Annotated in this window: 16 protein-coding genes; 7 read left to right on the forward strand and 9 right to left on the reverse strand. The window is 42.7% G+C overall.

Going from position 1 to position 18780, the window contains the following annotated elements; genetic code table 11:
* Positions 1–904 precede the first annotated feature (904 nt).
* The gene (locus K5R16_RS18985) at positions 905–2569 is read right to left on the reverse strand and encodes an ammonia-forming cytochrome c nitrite reductase subunit c552 (protein ID WP_220739559.1); all 1665 of its coding nucleotides are present in this window, start codon (positions 2567–2569) and stop codon (positions 905–907) included.
* Positions 2570–3389: 820 nt separating this feature from the next.
* On the reverse strand, positions 3390–4064 hold the full coding sequence (locus K5R16_RS18990) for a YoaK family protein (RefSeq protein WP_220739561.1): 675 nt from the start codon (positions 4062–4064) through the stop codon (positions 3390–3392).
* A gap of 385 nt (positions 4065–4449) precedes the next feature.
* Here K5R16_RS18990 and K5R16_RS18995 point away from each other — a divergent pair, with 385 nt between their 5' ends.
* Together K5R16_RS18995 and K5R16_RS19000 are read left to right on the forward strand one after the other, a co-directional pair.
* Positions 4450–4752 (forward strand): DUF134 domain-containing protein, encoded by a 303-nt coding sequence (locus tag K5R16_RS18995; protein ID WP_220739563.1) that lies wholly within the window; start codon positions 4450–4452, stop codon positions 4750–4752.
* Complete coding sequence (locus K5R16_RS19000) at positions 4749–5246, forward strand: NifB/NifX family molybdenum-iron cluster-binding protein (RefSeq protein WP_220739565.1); 498 nt, start codon at positions 4749–4751, stop codon at positions 5244–5246. The genes K5R16_RS18995 and K5R16_RS19000 overlap by 4 nt, the downstream gene beginning before the upstream one ends.
* A gap of 119 nt (positions 5247–5365) precedes the next feature.
* On the opposite strand, the gene K5R16_RS19005 is transcribed toward K5R16_RS19000, so the two are convergent.
* Positions 5366–6235 carry a DMT family transporter gene (locus K5R16_RS19005; RefSeq protein WP_220739567.1) on the reverse strand — a complete coding sequence of 290 codons (870 nt, stop codon included), beginning with the start codon at positions 6233–6235 and terminating at the stop codon, positions 5366–5368.
* A 152-nt stretch (positions 6236–6387) separates the two neighbouring features.
* On the opposite strand from K5R16_RS19005, the gene K5R16_RS19010 reads away from it, so the two are divergent.
* Positions 6388–6879 carry a MarR family winged helix-turn-helix transcriptional regulator gene (locus K5R16_RS19010; RefSeq protein ID WP_220739569.1) on the forward strand — a complete coding sequence of 164 codons (492 nt, stop codon included), beginning with the start codon at positions 6388–6390 and terminating at the stop codon, positions 6877–6879.
* A gap of 121 nt (positions 6880–7000) precedes the next feature.
* Here the strand turns inward: K5R16_RS19010 and K5R16_RS19015 are convergent, their stop codons facing one another.
* The gene (locus tag K5R16_RS19015) at positions 7001–7882 is read right to left on the reverse strand and encodes a LysR family transcriptional regulator (RefSeq protein ID WP_220739570.1); all 882 of its coding nucleotides are present in this window, start codon (positions 7880–7882) and stop codon (positions 7001–7003) included.
* A gap of 163 nt (positions 7883–8045) precedes the next feature.
* Between K5R16_RS19015 and K5R16_RS19020 the strand changes: the two genes are divergently transcribed.
* Positions 8046–9053: a linear amide C-N hydrolase gene (locus K5R16_RS19020; protein WP_220739572.1), complete on the forward strand. Its 1008-nt coding sequence runs from the start codon at positions 8046–8048 to the stop codon at positions 9051–9053.
* 383 nt (positions 9054–9436) lie between these two features.
* The gene (locus K5R16_RS19025; protein WP_220739574.1) at positions 9437–10495 is read left to right on the forward strand and encodes a linear amide C-N hydrolase; all 1059 of its coding nucleotides are present in this window, start codon (positions 9437–9439) and stop codon (positions 10493–10495) included.
* Between the two features lie 91 nt (positions 10496–10586).
* Here the strand turns inward: K5R16_RS19025 and K5R16_RS19030 are convergent, their stop codons facing one another.
* Positions 10587–11462, reverse strand: coding sequence for a LysR family transcriptional regulator (locus K5R16_RS19030; protein WP_220739576.1), 876 nt, complete (start codon positions 11460–11462; stop codon positions 10587–10589).
* A gap of 153 nt (positions 11463–11615) precedes the next feature.
* On the opposite strand from K5R16_RS19030, the gene K5R16_RS19035 reads away from it, so the two are divergent.
* The gene (locus K5R16_RS19035) at positions 11616–12686 is read left to right on the forward strand and encodes a linear amide C-N hydrolase (protein ID WP_259649936.1); all 1071 of its coding nucleotides are present in this window, start codon (positions 11616–11618) and stop codon (positions 12684–12686) included.
* Between the two features lie 100 nt (positions 12687–12786).
* Here the strand turns inward: K5R16_RS19035 and K5R16_RS19040 are convergent, their stop codons facing one another.
* From K5R16_RS19040 to K5R16_RS19055, 4 genes are all read right to left on the reverse strand, one after another.
* The gene (locus K5R16_RS19040; RefSeq protein ID WP_220739578.1) at positions 12787–13782 is read right to left on the reverse strand and encodes a permease; all 996 of its coding nucleotides are present in this window, start codon (positions 13780–13782) and stop codon (positions 12787–12789) included.
* Positions 13783–13858: 76 nt separating this feature from the next.
* Positions 13859–14104 carry a thioredoxin family protein gene (locus K5R16_RS19045; protein WP_220739580.1) on the reverse strand — a complete coding sequence of 82 codons (246 nt, stop codon included), beginning with the start codon at positions 14102–14104 and terminating at the stop codon, positions 13859–13861.
* A 51-nt stretch (positions 14105–14155) separates the two neighbouring features.
* On the reverse strand, positions 14156–14473 hold the full coding sequence (locus K5R16_RS19050) for a metalloregulator ArsR/SmtB family transcription factor (protein ID WP_220739582.1): 318 nt from the start codon (positions 14471–14473) through the stop codon (positions 14156–14158).
* A 236-nt stretch (positions 14474–14709) separates the two neighbouring features.
* Positions 14710–14961, reverse strand: coding sequence for a DUF2999 family protein (locus K5R16_RS19055; RefSeq protein ID WP_220739584.1), 252 nt, complete (start codon positions 14959–14961; stop codon positions 14710–14712).
* A gap of 620 nt (positions 14962–15581) precedes the next feature.
* Here K5R16_RS19055 and K5R16_RS19060 point away from each other — a divergent pair.
* Positions 15582–18686 carry a DUF3857 domain-containing transglutaminase family protein gene (locus tag K5R16_RS19060; protein ID WP_220739586.1) on the forward strand — a complete coding sequence of 1035 codons (3105 nt, stop codon included), beginning with the start codon at positions 15582–15584 and terminating at the stop codon, positions 18684–18686.
* The last annotated feature ends 94 nt before the right edge of the window (positions 18687–18780 follow it).

The following is an 18780-nucleotide window of genomic DNA, read 5'->3' on the forward strand; positions in this document are numbered from 1 at the left end:
ACTTAGGGGTACATCTTGTTATTTGTTATCTTTCGCTATATTTTCTGCTTTAGGAACTTTTTGTATGCCATTGGTTTTCAATGTGTTTTTAGTTGGGCTTGTAAGTGTTTAAAGCTTTTAATATTAAGTTATTGTTAGTTTATAGTCTTTTTTATTAGATTTTTCATTGGTTAAATTAATAATTTGATGTTTTTTACGTAATTGTATATTCGTAAGGAAAATTTGTTAATAATTAATTGAATCTTAATTTGTTATTAATTCCGACTTGAATTTATTAATTTAAAATTAAGTTTGCGTTTGTTTTGTATATTGCTTTTTATTATTTATTTTTCTGTCTATATATCTAGTCATGCATTTGGTTATACTAATTTAATATAGTTTAAATTAGTCTTTTTTGGGACGGCGTAAATGTTGGACAAGCAGATAGTTGTAGAGAAGTTTCAGTACGGAAAAGCATTTATATCAATAAAGGTTGATTAAGAACTTGGGTTTCAATACAAGGCGTATGGTTGAGAATGTTAAATCCTGATAGCGCAACTCAATACACTGCTGAAAGCCCTACGAAGCCGCTATGATGTGCTAAATGCGCAAAGTAGTGGTAGCTATCTTCATACTGTATTAGATGTTCCGGTTGATGACAGTATGCGCTATTTGGCGCAGTAGCGGAGATAGTTCTACTGCGTGCATCAAGGCTATATGCCGAGCTTAAGACGACTTTATAAGGGGTGAGGGCTGCTGAGAAAACTAAAGCAGGGATTTGCTATTTTCGCCTTAATGTTTTGCTAAGCGTTGAATTACTGTCGAATGAACGGCCAAGTGGAAGTCATTTGGCAATAAAAATGCCAGTCGGTGAGGTGACTGGCATTTAGTTTGGAGATGTATCTTTAGCTAATTACATTTGCAATTAATGTAGTTCAGCAGGCCAATCTTTTTCTACACGCTCTTTGATGAACTCTTCTTTAGAGGTCTTCATCGCATCGAGGTCAAGACCTGCGAGCGGTTGTACTTTTGCTTTGCTGTCGTACTTAGTTGCATCGTAGACATAGTCTGCATCGTACTTATCAAGCAGTGTATTCGCTTCGATGATTGCCGCATCTAAAATCGTATTAGACTTGGTTAGCAAGCGAATAGCTTCTGCTGGGTTGTGGGCATAGATCCCGTGAGATGCGGTAGCGCTATCCCAGAACCATTGTGCATTACGTACTTTGGTAAGTAGGCTGTTCATTTCAGTTGCAAGTTCATTACCAGCAGTTAGCGCACCTTCATAAGCAGCTTTGGCTTCGCCAATAGACTTTCCTGCTTCTAAGCCTTCAATACCATTAGCAGCCCAAATAGCCTGGGCTTTAAAGTGTACTTCAGTCAGGCGTGGGTCTGTGCCTTTGTCCTCAAAACGAAGTGCATTGATACTGGCTTTGCGTATCTCAAACTTAGACTCTAATTTATCTGCATCATGACAATCGGTGCAGCTAGCTGGAAGCTTGTTGGCATCAAATGCGACTTTATGATTTGAGTACTCTTGTCCATCAGCGTTAGTTGATTTCGGCATGTGACAAGTATTACAGCTGAACTCTAAGTGATTTGACATCATGTGGTCGGTACGATCCATCATGTTTTCATACTCTGGGTGCTGTGCTTTTAGCGACGGTGCACCAGAGATAGCGTTAGTCCAATCCTTAAAGTTCTTCTCATCGTAGAATGCTAACTGCGCTTCAGCGGCAAAACCCTTGTAAAGGTTGTCGTTACCTTTGTAGTCAACCACAGTTGCGTAATCGGTATCTACACCAGGCACCCAATGATCCCAAGGGTAGCGTACTTTTTTGGAGTCGTTGCCATCGAAGTAGTATTCAACATGACACTGAGCACAGGTTTGGCCGGCTTGGTCAACATGCTCTTGCGCTGTGAATGTTTTATCAATCACGTCCATTGCACGAGTAGTATATCCACGACTTAGTCGTAGCGTATTTTCACCGAGTTCATGACAATCTGCACAACCGATAGTGTTTGGCATCTCTTCGCCCCACACCGACCAGCCATTGTCAGCAAACTTGCCTTCACCAACCTCTTCAAACATACGTCCGACATCTGGAGATTTACAAGACCAACAGCTTGCTTTCATGGCTTCACCGACGATTTCGCCATCATGACCGATAAGCGGAGCGCCAGTACGTAGTGTTTTAATTATGTCAGTTAATGCAAAGTGATGACCACGAGCACGATTGTAGTCTTTAGCGAATCCGTATCCTGCCCAAGCGCTGACAAGGTTAGGGTTAGCAGCTAATAAATCCGTTGGTATACCTGACTCTGGGTTGCTTTCTTCCGTTTGCGCCCAAGTGGTGTACTGATCAGGGAAGGTTTCTTTCCAGTTATCGCTGTTGTAGAAATCAGTTTCTACAGGCGGCTCTACAGGTGGTTCAACTGGCGGTTCTACCGGTGGTATAGTGACACACACATTTGTGTCAGGATTGAGTTCTGTTCCATCAGGACAGGTTTTAGTTTTATCATCATCATCGCTACACGCTGATAATGCGGTCATTACCGCTACGGCGATAGCAAGCTTTTGTAGTCTCATCACAACTCCTCTAAATAATATTTTTGTTATTTATTATTTGCTTGTTTACTGATTCTCTAATATAGATTTATATTGTTAGCGTAATAAAGATTGTTATATTTTGTATCTGGCAATATTTATTTCTAACCAAGATAAATTTACGTTTTTAATTTATTAAATAATATTAATCTGTCGCTAAATAATTAACATGAGGGTTGGGTTTGTTATACATTTTATTAACGGTAACGTGAGAGTGATCAATAAATTTACAAAACTTAGTTGTAAACAAAATAAGATAAATCTAACAAATACCTACAAAGGGGTACATCTTTGTGGGTATCATGTGAGCCAGTCTATATCAGGGTTTGCTGTGTAAGTTGCTGTTCTAATTTAGCCGTTCGCGTTGTTTGCTGCATATGTGTTTACGTGTAGCGGTGTTAATGAAGTGTAATTTCTTTGGGTTTATTTTACGTGAATACCTGAGGGTGTAAATGATGTTTATTAGTTAAATATATACCACTGTTGGTTTTTTAAATTTGTATGGTCAATTTGTTTTTAATTTTTTATATAGTTGATGATGAAAGAGTTAGGAAATTATAGCGCTATTTTATTTTTATATTTTTCAGCTGTTGTGGTAATTATTTTATTTTGCTAGGGAGTTTTTTAATAGCAAGACTTTTAGTTTTTCGGTGCTAATAAATATTATATTAAAGTAGAGTTAATTTAAGTAAGCCTTGTTTTCTACAGAATGCATTTAAATTTAATAATAGCCAAGTGACTACTTTAGCCGGGTTTGTCATGGCAAAGTTCACGTCGGCAGCTATGTTGTCGCTTTAGGGTATTACTGTGATGCAATAGGTGCTGTTTTACGTTTATATAAGCGATAACTGATAGCTAAGGTTAAGCAGATCCCGGCAGGAATGATCAAAGCGTAAAACTGAAACTGCTTAAATAACAAGGCCCCTAGCGCCCCGCCACAAATGAAGCCGATAATAATGAGCAGAAACAGCACCGCTTTACGTCTGTCGAATCCCTCTCCTTTAAGCCAGCTTCCCAACATAATCCCAAGATCTGTAAAGATCCCGGTGACATGAGTGGTTCTGACAATGGCACCACTGTATGTTGTCGCTAGCGCATTTTGCAGTCCACAAGCTGCAGATGCCATGTAATGCCCCACAAAACTGCCTGCTTGTAGAAAGTAGATAGCACCGATTAATAGTAAACCTTCAGCAACGAGTAAGGTGTCATAATGACGACCAAGTTTTACTGAACTGCCAGATAGCAATGCACCCGATAATGTCGCGCCGATGATAAAGCTGATAAGTATCCCAAGTAGGTGAAGCAGGGCGGTGGGAGAAGAGCTGAGTAATTGAGTGCCCACTAAAGTCGCAGTACCTGAGAGGTGCGATACAGACTGGTGCTCGAAACCTAATAAACCAATGGCATTGACGCAGCCAGCAATCAACGCTAGCACAAAGGCGCCATATTCAACCCATTTGGGCAATTTTGATATCACGTACACTCCAGAGTTAGCCAAATTGGCCTGTCATTGTCGATGTTTGCTATGCCGGTGTTGCAAGGGCAGTTGGTCGCAGGGTATTGCTTAAGGTTCAGCGTTAGAGAGGTTGGTTGTTTTACCACTCTATTTTGCCGCTGATCCAGAGAGCAAACTGTATTGTTGCTCGCAAAACTGGGCGCTGTAATAGCACTTGGCGAATAGCGAGGCTTTATGCTTAAGGCATTAACTCAATTCAGTGATCTCGAATATTGAACTGCGTGAACTAGTCCACAGTTTAGTGTTACCCAGTTGGCATACTATCAAGTTATTGGCGTAGGCCAATAACTCACAATGGCCATTTAATATTGGCTGATATCTTACCATTGGCAAATTAGGCTGATTGATGTCCAGACCAAAGAAATGTAGAAAGTTATCCTGTAGCGCTCCCTATAGCCTGTTTAAGCCTAATGGTGTTCCGTCTGTTGAGTTGGAAAAAATCCATATTGATGCTGATGAGTTTGAAGCTCTGAATTTAGGCGATGTGCAAAAAATGAGTCAACTCGATGCTGCTGCTTCTATGGGGATATCTCGACAAACATTTGGCTACTTGCTGGCAAGCGCACGTAAAAAAGTGGCGACGGCGATCACTCAAGGTCATGGGTTAGTGTTGCCACAATCAACAGATACCAAAAGGGAAGTGTTATGATTATTGCAATGCCGATGAGCCGCGGTCGATTAGCGGGTCACTTCACTAAGGCGCCACGTATCGGTTTTTATAACGAGTACCACCACTTAGTGACCAGTTTCGACAATCCAGCACTAGCAGGCGGCTGCAGTGCTAAAAAGGCGATGTTAGATCTAATTAAACAGCAAAAGACAGATGTTGTCATGGTGCAACATATTGGCGAGCGTATGCTGGGCAAGTTGCTCGCTGCAGGGATTAGTGTCAGCAAAGGTGATAGCGCTTTAAGTATCGAACAGCTGTTAGATCAAAGCACTGATACAACTTTTAGATTGCTAGATGCTTCTCAAGGACGCACTTCGCTGAATCACCTTAAAAAAGGTGGTTGTTGTGGCGGAGAAACGGGTGGATGTAGCTGCGGTGGTGCTGATGCAAAAACAACGATCTTGAGTCCAGACAATAAGCAAAACACTGCTGCTGACAAGCTTAATTATGCAGGATTTAGAGTTATAAATTAGTGCTGCTATGGCAGCAGCTTCAAAGGGGGAAACTGGCAGTGGTGTGCCTAGACCACTGCCGTTATGCCGATTCAGTGATTCGAACCGATTTCAATTGCACTCAGAGAATTAATGATTTGCTATTTTTTGCGGATGATTTGAATCAGTGTCGGTGCAATTGAGGCCAAGATCATACTGGCCATAAGCAGGTATTGATGAGGCGTAAATGACTCTCCTAACAACACCATCCCACTGACAATGCCCGCGACGGGGTTCGCTATGCCTCCAAAGGTGAAATCAACCACTGTCATGCGCTGCAGTAACCAGACATACATGATATAGCCAAGTACGGTATTAAGCATGATTATCCAGCCTAGGCCAAACGCATTTTCCATACTAAAGCCCTGTATTGCTGCAAAGTATTGCTCTGGTGAAAATAGCGAGTGAATAGCGGCAGCAATAGACAGCAGTACGCCACCGACAATTAATTGCCAAGTGAGTACCGTCCACCAGTGAATTCGGGTGCCGAGGGCTTTTGTTATGGTGCTACCTACGATAATGCAGCTAATAGCGGCAAGCATTGCCAGTAACCCAATCGGATTTAAGCTGATAGCACTCGGGTCAAACAGCATCCAAGCCAATATCACCAATACTGCACCAAATCCTGCCTGCAAAGTGCTTGGTCGCTTTTTACTCACGACCCAATGAAACAGCATGGCAAATACTGGCACCGAAACCATGCCAACCCCAGAGATAGCAGAGGGCAGGGTTAACGCCATAATAAAAATAAAACTAAAGAACAGCGCAATATTAATCGCCCCCAGCTTAATCAGTACTGGCCAGTCTGTTTTGTTGGGTAAACTGGGTTTAAGGGCTAACAGTAATAAACCTGCAGGTAGTGCTCGGATAGCACCTAACAATAATGGTGGCCAGTCTGGCAGCGTAAACTGGGTCATGGCATAGGTGGTACCCCAGAAAAAAGCTGGGATCATGGCGAGAAAAATATTCATAAACTACCTTACGATTAAGTATCTTTACGTGAAGATAGTTTTAGTTTGAACCTGAATCTTATTTTTGTAAAGTATCTTTTTATCAAGTATCTTTATATCAAGATTAATTAACTGAGCGTTAATTCGTTTAACTAGCTGAGATAGAATGTGAAATGGATGATATAGATAAAGTTGCTGCGCAGTGGAACAAAGAGAAGCCACAACTCGATACGCAGCCGATGGAAATTTTTGGTCGGATGATGCGATTGCAAAAACACCTTGGAGTGGAAATTGCTGCCTGCCATAAACAATACGGCTTAACGTTTGGAGAGTTTGACGTGTTGGCAACACTTAGGCGCTCAGGTAAGCCTTTTAATCTCACACCATCAGCACTGTTATCTTCGATGATGCTGACCTCTGGCGCGATGACAAATCGACTCGATAAGTTGCAGGCTAAAGACTTAATTGAGCGGGTGCATAGCACTGAAGATCGCCGCAGTGTGTCTGTGGGGCTAACCGACAAGGGTTTTGCCATTATAGATACTGCAATAGAAGAGCATGTACGTGTGCAGCATAAGCTGGTGCAGCAGCTTTCTGACACAGATAAGCCAGAGCTTAATCAGCTACTTAAAACTTGGTTAACGAGCTTTGAAGGGCAGCAGTAACACAGGTGTTCTGACACTTTTGCATCCGCCAGCTTTTAAGTGGAATAGTCAACGGTAACACTAATAGCCCTCGAACTGAGTGCTATATCGAATCAATATAAGACAATCGATTAAGGTGATATCAGATTTTATCGGCTATCTTTTTGGCTTTATCAATAAAACACTTCATTGCTGGGTTGACCGTTTTACTGCTTAAATGAATGATTTCACTAAACCATATGTCAACTCTGGCATCATCAATAGCGAAAGTTTGTATTTTACCTGATTGAATATAAGGCTCTGCAATGTAGCTGGGCATCATCGACCAACCTAATCCCGCTGTTACCATCTCCATTATTTCATGGGCATTATTGGCAACAATAGAGTGGTTGCTGATCTTATGTGCTTCTTCCAAGCCTGACTCAAGCATAAAATTAAATAATATCTGCGGAATAGCTCTTACCGATGCAATATCAAGTGAACGCTTTTTAATTAGTCTGTCAGTAGAGACTATATTCACCAAGTTAAATGCAAAACTTCGGCTCATGGTAAAATCAGCAGAGCTGGCAATACTGGTGGCTATCATACCTACATCGGCAATACCTGAACGGATCCATGAACGGATCTGCATGACATCGCCACTGAGGATTTTTAAATTAATACTGGGGTATTTTTCTAAAACAGCGCTATAACAACTGGCGACTTCTGCACAGCGCATAGCGTTGTCTAATGCCAAGGTGAAACTGGTCGGCTGTTTGGCGAGTACACTGTCGGCTTTGTTTTGGAATTGCTCGGCTTCTAACAATACTGGTTTGGCAAAGTGATACATATCCTGCCCACGCTTAGTGAGTTCAATACTACGTCGACTACGTTCAAATAACTCAAAGCCTAAATCAATTTCTAGGTTGGCGACTTGCTCGCTAACCGTCGATGAGTGCTTGCCTATTTTTATTGCTGCAGCTCTAAAGCTGCCACTTTCTACTGTTTGTACAAAAGCAGTTAATTGATCTAATGAGAATGACATAGCATGACCTTATTACTTTTGGCGGGGTTTCCCCTTACTCAGTGATTATATGTTATGCCATTTTCCCATCATAATTACCACATCAACAAGCAATATGGTTCGCAGCAGACACTAAATACTGCATAGCAATGACCATGACTAATTTAACTTATCGAGGTAACTTATGAAAAAGACTCTACTAGCAATAGCAGCTGCTGCATTACTTTCTGGTTCAATCGCAAGTGTTGCCACAGCATGTACAACCGCTGTTTATAACAACGAAGATGTTTCAATTTCAATGCGGACTATGGATTGGTTTGGCCACGATGATGCCAAAGTCGTTGGTGATGGGGTAGGCATTGAGCGTGCTTATGCAAAAACCGATAATGCAGTAAAAGCGACAAGTAAGTTTGCTGCGATGAAGGTAGAAAGTTTTCTGCCTAAAATTACCTCTGAGGCAATGAATGAAGCCGGTCTTGAAGGTCATTTATTGTACCTTGGCACTGACTACACTTCTTACCCTGCACCAGTTAAAGGCAAGCAAGATGTTAACGTACTGTCACTACTCGATTGGGCCGTTGATAACTTTGACAATGTTCCTGAGTTGGTTGAAGCGATTCAAGATGTAAACATTATCGACACCGGGCTGTGTGGTATGCCGCCAGCGAATGACATGGGGCACTGCGCTGAAGTGACTCCGGGCCATTTTCAATTTGCTGACCGTGCAGGTAACACTGCAGTTGTAGAGTTTGTTGACGGTGAGCTAAAAATCTACACTTCTGCAGGCTCTGCTTTTATGTCAAATGACCCAGAGTTTAGCTACCACTTAACACAAGACAAAGAGCAAGTGCAGCCAGACGCAACCATTCGTCCTGCTGACCGACGTATGCGTGCAAAAGTGGTTGTTGAAGACATGTACAAGCGTGATGTTACTGACTTAAATGCTGCTAAAAATGCATTAAAAGCAGCTGGTGCAACCGCATTTGCTGGCTACGACCAAATCGACAACACGGTTAATGATGTATTCCCAACATTGTGGACTATGTACACCGACCGTCAAAATGGTGAGTGGGTTTTAGACCGCTACGATACTTGGAGTGCAGAGAAGTATGACTTCAGCATGTTTGATACCAACAAGGCTGAGCGTCAAGAGCTTGGTATTCACCCAACGCCTAAGTATCAGAGTCAATAGTCGCGATAGATAAGCCACTTACTCAATAAAATAAACTCCTGCTTCGGCGGGAGTTTTTGTATGTAATTCAGAAAATATTCCAGCTCTATTATCGCGAGCACTTATCTGTCTAATGGTGCTATTTAGAGGGCGATAAACCTTGGCACCGCTTTATGGATTTGAGTTTACTTGATCTGGAGCCTGTTAAGCGTTAACTGACCATTCAGCCCTACTAACCATGAGCTAGTTAACTATGTATTTGAAGTTTAGTAGTGAGGAGCCCTTTATAGAGAAATAAGAGAGGGGTATTGCCTACTCTCAGCCACTTTTAGAATCGTTTTTTTAGTAGATAATGAATACATCAAAAACAAACATACTTTCAAAATCTCTAAAGAGGATTCATCATGAAAAAATCAATTATCGCGTTAGCAATCGTAGCAACAACAGCTATGGGTTATGTAGGCACATCAAATGCTTGCTCACGTTTAATTACCGACACAGCATCTCATGGTATGTCTGTCGTACGCTCATACGATTGGGGCGGAACAGAGCTTCAATCTATTGCACAAGTCAATCCAGTGGGTACTGAACGGGTAACGAAAGCTGTACCTGAATATAAAAATCCGGCTAGCTGGACAGTGAAGTACCAAACCATCTCATTTACTGAGGTAGAAACATTCCATGGTTCGACAGGTGAAGCGATTAACAGTCAAGGACTTGCTGCCTCATTGTTGTACCAGAACCCATCAAAAGACTTCATCAAAGATGTGAAAGATGACGGCAGTGCGGCAGTACACATGTCAGATGTGGTGCCATTTTTAGTTGAACAGTTTGCCTCTGTAGAGGAAGTGGTTGAGTTTTTTGAAGCGGGTAACTTCCAAACGGCTTGGATCACCGGTATCGGCGGTCACCAACATGGGTTCCATTTCTCAGTACAAGACAAGTCAGGCGACATCGCATTATTCCAGCTAAATGAAGGCGGAAAAATGGTCATGCATCGTGGCGATGTTAACGGCGACCTACGTGTTATGGCTAATGCGCCGCTGCAGCAAGACCACCGCGAGTACACGAAAAATTTCGACATGAAAGACTCAACCACACTACCTGGGTCAATCAGCTCCGCAGACCGTAATGTGCGTGGTCTATACGCCACGGCTAATACTCAGTTTGAAAGCAAAGATGCTGAGTGGATAGATGTACGCGGTAAGTTAAAAGCGATGTTCGACTTCGGCAATAAAGTGCCACAAGATTTAGTCGACCCAACTAATGATGAGTCGTACACAACTTGGGAAACTTACGTTTATAACCTTAACAGCGGCGACGTTACTTACTACAACGAAGGTAATGCAAGCCAAGTATCACTCAACATGAATGACCTACCTAGCGTCACCGAGCCAATGTGTGCAGATATCTACACTCAAGCTAAAACAACAGGCAAGGTATCATTCTCGACTTGTAAGTAGTGTCTTTATCGATGACTCAACGACTTAATCAGCCTCCGTAAGGGGGCTGATTCATTTGTGATGTTAACTAAGCTCGAAAGGTCAACAGACCCTAGTGACCAGGTAAAGTTTGTACAGCATCGATAAACATCTGCATTGCAGGGTTAAGCGCTTTTTCCTTTTGCCAAACCAGCTCAGCATTCCAGTTTGAAAACAGTTCATTAGTGCCTTGATTGATCACCACCTCGCCTTGTTCAAGCGCTTGTTCACAAACAAATTTTGGCAGGTGAGCCCAGCCTACACCGGCTTTGACCAAATTCAACAGTTGGATTGCGCTATTGCACAGCATGTATCTATGGCCAATTACATCGGCGTCTCGCATACCTATATCTTGCAAGAATGAGTAACTGAGTTGTAATTTTTCCCGCAGATCCATCTGCTGGGCAGGATTGGCTATATCCCAACTGGCAGGGACAATCCGCACCACTTCAAAGCTATACGCATTGGCATGAGTGATCTCTGCTGGCATATGGATAGTCGAAAGCATGATGCCAATATCGGCTTTGCCAGACAAAATCCACCCTCTTACTTGCAGTGTGTCACCGTTTAATACTTTCAAATTAAGGTAAGGGTAGGTTTTTAATACTGTGGATATCACTTGATCCAGCGCGGGGTCAATTAAGCTGGTATCAATAGCGATAGTGAGATTTTCAGGGATCCCCTGCAATAAACTCTCTACTTTTGCATCAAAATGGTTAGCTTCCAACAGCATCGATTTGGCAAAATTATAGAGTTGTTCACCGTGCTCTGTGACCTCCAATGATCTTGGGTGACGCACAAATAGCGTCAGTCCGGTATCAATCTCCAAGTTATTAACTTGCTCTCTCAATGTTGATACGTGCTTGCCGATATGGCGTGCTGCTTGGGCGACGCCACCGCGATCAACCGTAGCAACAAATGCATGTAACTGCTCAAGTGATAATGCCATCAAAAACTCTCTTTCAGTAACAAATTAATTATATTAGGGTGGGGGTTTACCTACTCTTAGCTACTTTGAGGTTAGCATTTTTAATAGATAATGAATACATCAAAGAGCAGCTGGCTCTTACAAAACTTCCACTATCTATCAAGAGGCTACATTATGAAAAACTTCAAATTGAACAAATTTGCACTAGCAGCAATCGCAGCGGTATCTATGGTTGGCATGGCACAAACAGCCAATGCTTGTTCTCGTATTACCTTAGATACACCTCATGGTATGTCAACGGTTCGTTCACTTGACTGGGGTCAACAGCTGGGTAATACCACTCAAGTTAACCCTGTCGGGATTGAGCGCAGCACTGAAACACCTAGCTACAAGCATACGATGCAGTGGACCACTAATTATCATGCGGTTGCACAAATGGAATACGATGTTTTTGGCGGAGTGACTTCTGACGCAATAAACTCACAGGGCCTTGCTGCATCATTGCTTTATATGGCTGATAGCGCAGCCTTCATCGAAGACTACCAAGACACAGGTGCGCCAGCGGTTAGTTTCATTGATGTGATTGCTTACATTACAGAAACTTATGCCACGACTGAACAAGCGGTTACTGCTTTTAACAATAATGAATGGCAAATTGCCTGGAAAGATGGCTTACATGGTAACCAGCATGGATTACACATCTCTATCCACGATAAGTCAGGCGATATCGCGTTATTACAACTCAATGAAGGCGGTAAAATGGTTGTGCATCGTGGTGATGAAAAATCAGACCTACGAGTAATGGCAAACTCACCATTACAGCAAGATCATCGTGACTATGTTGAGAAGGTGGACTTAAGTGACCTTACGGCTAAGAGCATTCCAACGTCAATCAGCTCGCTAGACCGTAACTTACGTGGGCTATTTCATACTTCACATGTCAAATTTGCTGACAAGAAAAGCTGGGCACAAACTCGCGGAAAATTACTCAGCACCTTTAACGCGGGTAACTTAGTACCTCAAGACTTAGTTGACCCAACTAACGGCGAGACTTACGCATCTTGGACTCAGTTTGTTTATAACCATGAAAACGGTGACTTCTTGTTTACCAATTACGACACTCGCGAGCAGATTGGCTATAACTTTAACGACACATTGTCATTTAGCGAAACCATGTGTGCCGATACTGTAGAGCAAGCGTCACAAGGTAAAACAACGCTAACCTTTAGCGTATGTACTAAGTAAGCTGCACTGAAGCGAAAGCAAAAAAACGCCCTTTACTGACTAAACAGTGAGGGCGTTTTACTTGGTTGTTGCACAACAACAGCTTGATGCTTATAAGCTGCTAAACCATGTTTAGCATCCAACCCATGAGGGTGAATGATATTAGTAACAGTACGAACAAAATTGCTAATAAGCGCCACTTCATTACTTGCTTAAGCATGACAAACTCAGGGAAGCTAGCTGCAACCGTACTCATACAAAAGGCCAGAGTTGTGCCTAAAGGCACGCCTTGCAGTAATAAACTTTCCATAACAGGAATAACGCCTGTGGCATTTGCATAAAGCGGGATCCCCATCAATACAGCAAGTGGAACTGACCACCATTGCCCTTGGCCTAAATTGGCCTCTAGCCAACCAGCCGGCACAAACCCATGCAGTGCGGCGCCAATACCGACGCCGATAATGACCCATTTCCAGACTCGAGCAAAAATCTCAATCGTTTCAGATTTAGCAAACTGATGCCGCTGTTGCCAACCCAAAGTACTCACGGCTTGGGTTGTTGGTATAGCAACTCCAGCAGCCTTTGCTGGCTGTTGGCCTCTGGCGTATGCTTTGGCTGCTACTGGCTGCAACCAACGTTCAGCCTTGAGAAAATCGAGCAAGGCACCACCCAATATCCCGATGCTGATCCCTGTTACAACGTACAGTAGGGTGATCTCTAAGCCCAGAAGACTAAACAGTAATAGGATGGCGACTTCATTGATTAATGGTGAGGTGAGTAGGAATGCCATGGTGATCCCGATAGGGATCCCTGCAGAGGTGAAACCTAAAAATACCGGAATGCTAGAGCAGGAGCAAAAAGGAGTAATTGCCCCAAAGCCCGCCCCTAAGCCATAACCGACGAATTTAGGCTTACCAGATAAATAGTCTCTTACTCGCTCAACATTCAATGATGCTCGCAGCCAGCCGATGGCGTAAATCATCACAACCAGCAGCGCAAAAATCTTGCTGGTATCTTCAACAAAAAAATGAACAGCTTGTCCAAACTGCGTTTGGCTTGATAACCCTGCTAAATCATAGATTAACCAATCGGCCAATATCGAAAACCAACTCAGCATTGGCTCACCTCACAAATCAATGGTATTGCTATATGTTCTGTCCCAATTATCATTTGGAACGGTTAAATCATTGTGGCTAGCTGCTGCTTGCTTGATTTAACAGTTGCTCTATTTCGGTTTGGCTAGGCACATTGCCTGCAGTCATAACAACACCATCAACAACAATAGCGGGTGTCGACATTACACCGTAATCTAAAATCTGCTCCATGCTGGTCACCTTTTCTAGCTCAAAACTGATGGACAAACGCTTGGCTACCAGCGCCACATCAGCAGCTAAATTGGTACACTTTTTACAACCACTGCCTAGTATTTCAATTTTCATGTCATGACCTTTTTACTGTTTATGGAATAAATGGGTTTTGGACTACGCTAATCAAACGAGTTCTGCATGATTTTGCGCATTTTTCTCAATCACCGTTTCTACGCAGCTAAGCATCTTGAGCAAGCAAGGCGTTTCAAGTCGATAATAGATCTGTTTGCCGTCACGGCGACTACTAACGATGCCAGCCTGCTTGAGTACTGAAAGGTGTTTGGAGACAGTAGAAATATCAGCGTTTACACCATCGGTAAGATCGCACACACAATGCTCCTGCTGCTGAAGTTGCTCTAATAACCACAAACGAGTCGGATGAGCGAGTGCCTTTAGCACTGCTGCGCGAGCGGTTAGCTTGCGCTGTTGTTCTGCTGTCATATCAATGTTCCTGCAAACTTGAAGGGATGCGATTCTATTATTTTGTCATTTGGTTAAATGGCCAAGTGTTTGGCAGTATAGATCTGAGTCGACTTGATTAGTGTGACCAAGTAAACAGTTTTACCTGTGACTGAATAAAGCGCTGGATTGAGCTTTTGGGAAGATAGAAGGGGAGTTTAAGTTGATAAACATAGATGTGGGGAAGGAGTAATTCTCTCTTCCCACAAACGCTTTTGTTACTGCTGTAATTGAGCTTTAGCTGCTTCAACTTTTGAAAAGTCTAAACCTAGCTCTAGAACTGCTTCTTTAATGAGTGTTGGAGTCTGCATTACTAGTGCCATCATCTGCTGCAATTTCTCTGCTGGGATCCCTAATTGGCCAACGGTCGCCATCGCCATCATTGGATTTTCTGTCAGTGTCTGGAATAGCTCACTGATTTGAGCGTCACTGATATTGTGTTCTTTTAAGATCGCAAGAATAGGGTTCATTGCACTGCCTTATATGCTTAGTTAAATTAAATAGGCATGGATTCTAACACACTCCATGCACTTAAGTGGTGAGTAAAAAACTATCGACAATTATGTCCATTTCCAAGCTAGTTTTTGTCCCTTTTTAGATATGCAAACAGCGTAAATTAGTTAGTTCGGAAGTTGTTTTACCCGCATAGTGGTATTGGTTTTAGCCGCCATTATTTTACTGTGCCCTACAAGGTTGATTTAACAGCTAATTAAGGGCAGTCAAAAGTATTAAATGTTATGGAAATGTTTTAGGGGCTGTTGATCTTTCGAGCTTAGTTTTTGTTCGAATTCAATTGTTTTAGTATAAGGCTTGAGCGATGATGCTTAGCTGGCTAAGCGAAAAGCTCGTAACGCACTCTAGTCATAAAAGAATAAAAGAATTGAAACGAACCCAAAGGGCCGCGTTTCTTGGCTATTTTTACTGTGTTGTAGACTATTTGTGGAGAATAACTAAACGGCATAGCCTCCGCCTTGTCAAAATAGCCAATAAACTGCGGCAAAAACAACCGTGAAAGATCAACTGCCCCTAGTATCAGTTGGCTCCATAGAGGGAGCCTTACATCAATAATAAGAAACAAAGGACTGGCTCGATGTTTAATCGAATATGGCTTAAAGCAGTTACAACTGCTGCACGATTATTTATCTTATCGATTGCTGCATGCTGTTTGCTCATCAACTTCTCAGTATTTTCCTTCGCCAATGCCAACAGCATTTCAGCTGTTACAGAACGCCTATCGTTAGATGAAGACTGGCATAGCGGCACTTATCGCGAGCAGGGCGTAACCTATACACCGCAGCCAACGTGGGTGCAGTCAGTGCCTGTTAGCGAGCCAGACATAGAACCTACAGATCAGCTTGCCGATGGTATTTTTCATCTATTGCTCGATAATCAATATCGGGTAAGCGAAGGTGGTGAACAGAGCAAGTTTAATCGCTATGTTATTAAAGCGGTTTCAGCTAAAGGGTTGGAGTACGTCTCGCAAATTAGTGTGAGTTACGACCCAAGCTATGAGCGGATCGCTTTTCATGGGGTTAAGGTTATCCGAGATGGCGTAGAAATTGATAAAACCTTAGATAGTCAGTTCAGTTTAGACAAAAGCGACAGCGGTAACGACCTACTTTACGATGGTTCGCTTAATGCGTTTTGGGCGGTTAATGATATTCGAATTGGTGATGTTGTTGAGTATAGCTTTACAAGGTTTGGGCAGAATCCTGTATTTGCCAGTACTTTCACCGGCTCTAGAGCACTGCAGTGGCAAGTGCCGATCCATCAACAGTTTTTGAGAGTGCTTTGGGGGAAACCTACTCCTTTGCATTTTAAGATGCACAATACTGAACAAAGCTTTACCGAGAGTCGTTTAGGTAGTGAAACGGACTATCAACTGCTAGTGGAGCAACAGCCCATTTTAGCGGTGAGTAATGATGCCGCTGCTTGGTATGAGCCTTATGCCAAAGCCGAGTTTTCAGAGAGTAAAGATTGGCGGGCAGTGGTCGACTGGGCTCGGCCAATGTTTGAACGTCAACTTGATGATTCTGCAGCGTTGCAAAGCAAGATTAAGCAGATCACCGAGCAAACTGATGACTTAGATCAGCAAGTCATGCTTGCACTTAATTTCGTGCAACAAGATATCCGTTACCTGGGGATTGAGATAGGCAGTAATAGCCATTTCCCTGCGAAAGCCAGTGACACATTAGCTAAACGCTATGGTGATTGTAAAGATAAGTCGGTGCTGCTAATCGCGTTATTGAAAGGACTCGGTGTTGAAGCCTCTCCCGTTTTAGTCAATAGCCAAACAGGCGAAAGCCTAGCTAACAAGTTGCCGTCGGCAAAAAGCTTCAACCATGCCATTATTAAGGCCAAGATAAATAACAAGAGTTATTGGTTTGACCCGACATTGTTATACCAGCAAGTGGCTTTAGATGCTGTTTATCAACCTAACTATGGTTATGCGCTGGTATTAGAACCTGAGGTTGATGCCCTAGAAAAAATGCCTGCTGAGCATAGTGGTAGCAAAATTGTTTTTGCAGAAGCTTATGACTTTTCAGATGGGGTGGCAAAGCCATCAGTATTCACCTCAACGGTAACCTACTCTGGTTATGAAGCACGCCGTAAAAGGGCGGCTATTGTCGATAGTGGAGTACAGGCTTTGTCTGAGCAATACGCTAAGTATTATGACAAAATCTTTAATGGACTCAGCATCAATACACCGCTGCAAGTGACCAGAGATAATACTCAAGGGACACTGACAATTAGTGAAGACTATTTGTTAAAGGCGCCTTGGACAGAGGGAGATGACGAGGGATTTACTATTTACCTGTATGAAACCCAATTGTCTCCTTATCTGTCTATCCCCGAAAGCTTAAGCCAAAGAGCGCTATCGTTAAGTTACCCATTGCAGATTGAAGGCGAAATTGTTGTTAATCTTCGAGATTCAAACTGGAGTTTTACTGATGAAACCACCAAGGAGGATAATCCTTTTTTTGAGCTGGTTTATCAGGTTGCTTATAACAAGAAACAACATCAGCTTACATTGTCATACGATTACCGCACTAAGGTCGACCGAGTCGAGGTTGAACAGTTAGATGACTATATTGCGGCACTCAAAAAAGTCGACTCTATAGATAGCTACGGTATTGTTGATTACCCTAAGGCCACCAGTGCAACAGCAACCAGCGAGCCCATTGTGGCAGACACTTTGGAGTCAGTTAATCGCTGGGTTTTACTTGGCACTCTAATGCTATTTAGTATTGTGTATGCCTTGGTCAGTTTGACGATGGAAGCGAAAAGTAGCCATCAAAGCCAATTCTATCCAGTGTCGCTAGTTAAGTTTTTCATTTTGTCAGTTTTTAGTCTTGGCTTGTATTCCGCTTATTGGAGCTATAAGAACTGGCAGTACATTAAATATGAGAAAGACAGGCCCGATATATGGCCTGTTGCGAGGGCTATTTTTTCACCGCTCTGGTATTACCCTTTGTATTTGTGGTTGGTCGTTGATCGTGACCAAAGAGAAAGTCAGCCATTCCTGATCCCTGCTTGGACGGCGGTTATCCTGTTTGTAGGTTATCTGGGATACAACTCGATGAGTTGGGAGGGCGATTGGGGTAACTGGGATTACCTTATTCCGTTTATTGTTTTCGCCCCGCTAGTCATATACGTGAATAAGATAAATAAACCAAATACCGAGGCTTATTTAGCGAACTCGCAGTGGCATGCACGCAATTGGGTGTTTATGGCTTGTATGTTTCCATTGCTGTTATATTCAGCAGGGCAAGACGTTGGCTTGATTGCGCAAGATGACATTATTACTGGTGAAAAACTGTGGTCGCACGATATCGATTTTATGCAGCAAAACAAGGTATTCACTGAAAACGAAATGCCAGTTTTATTTTATAGCGACGATTGGCTGAGCAATCGAGCAGACGGCAACGGCTTCACGCCTGAGACTGTATTTTCCTATTGGGTTGAGAACGATGAGTTGCAAGTTGCATCAAGTCCATTAAGTGCTGTAGAAGATATCCAAGTCGATTATGCTAATGCGAGTGAAGAGGCTGAGGTCGCTGAAGTCACCATTCATGTAGAAGATGGTGATGAATTTGTATTGTATGCCACTACCACAGACGAGAAAGATAAAGTCTTTGTTAAGCAGCTAATGCAACAGTGGCAAAGTCAGCGGCAGGGTAATACAGCACTATAGATTAATAAACCATTATTAGTCCTCCCGAAAGCGAGTCTAGAGTGCTTTTGGGAGACTGATTATTTTGTGCTAAAAGTTACTTCCAGCAGTCTTT

The sequence above is a fragment of the Shewanella sp. c952 genome (assembly GCF_019654975.1).
GTDB lineage: Bacteria > Pseudomonadota > Gammaproteobacteria > Enterobacterales > Shewanellaceae > Shewanella.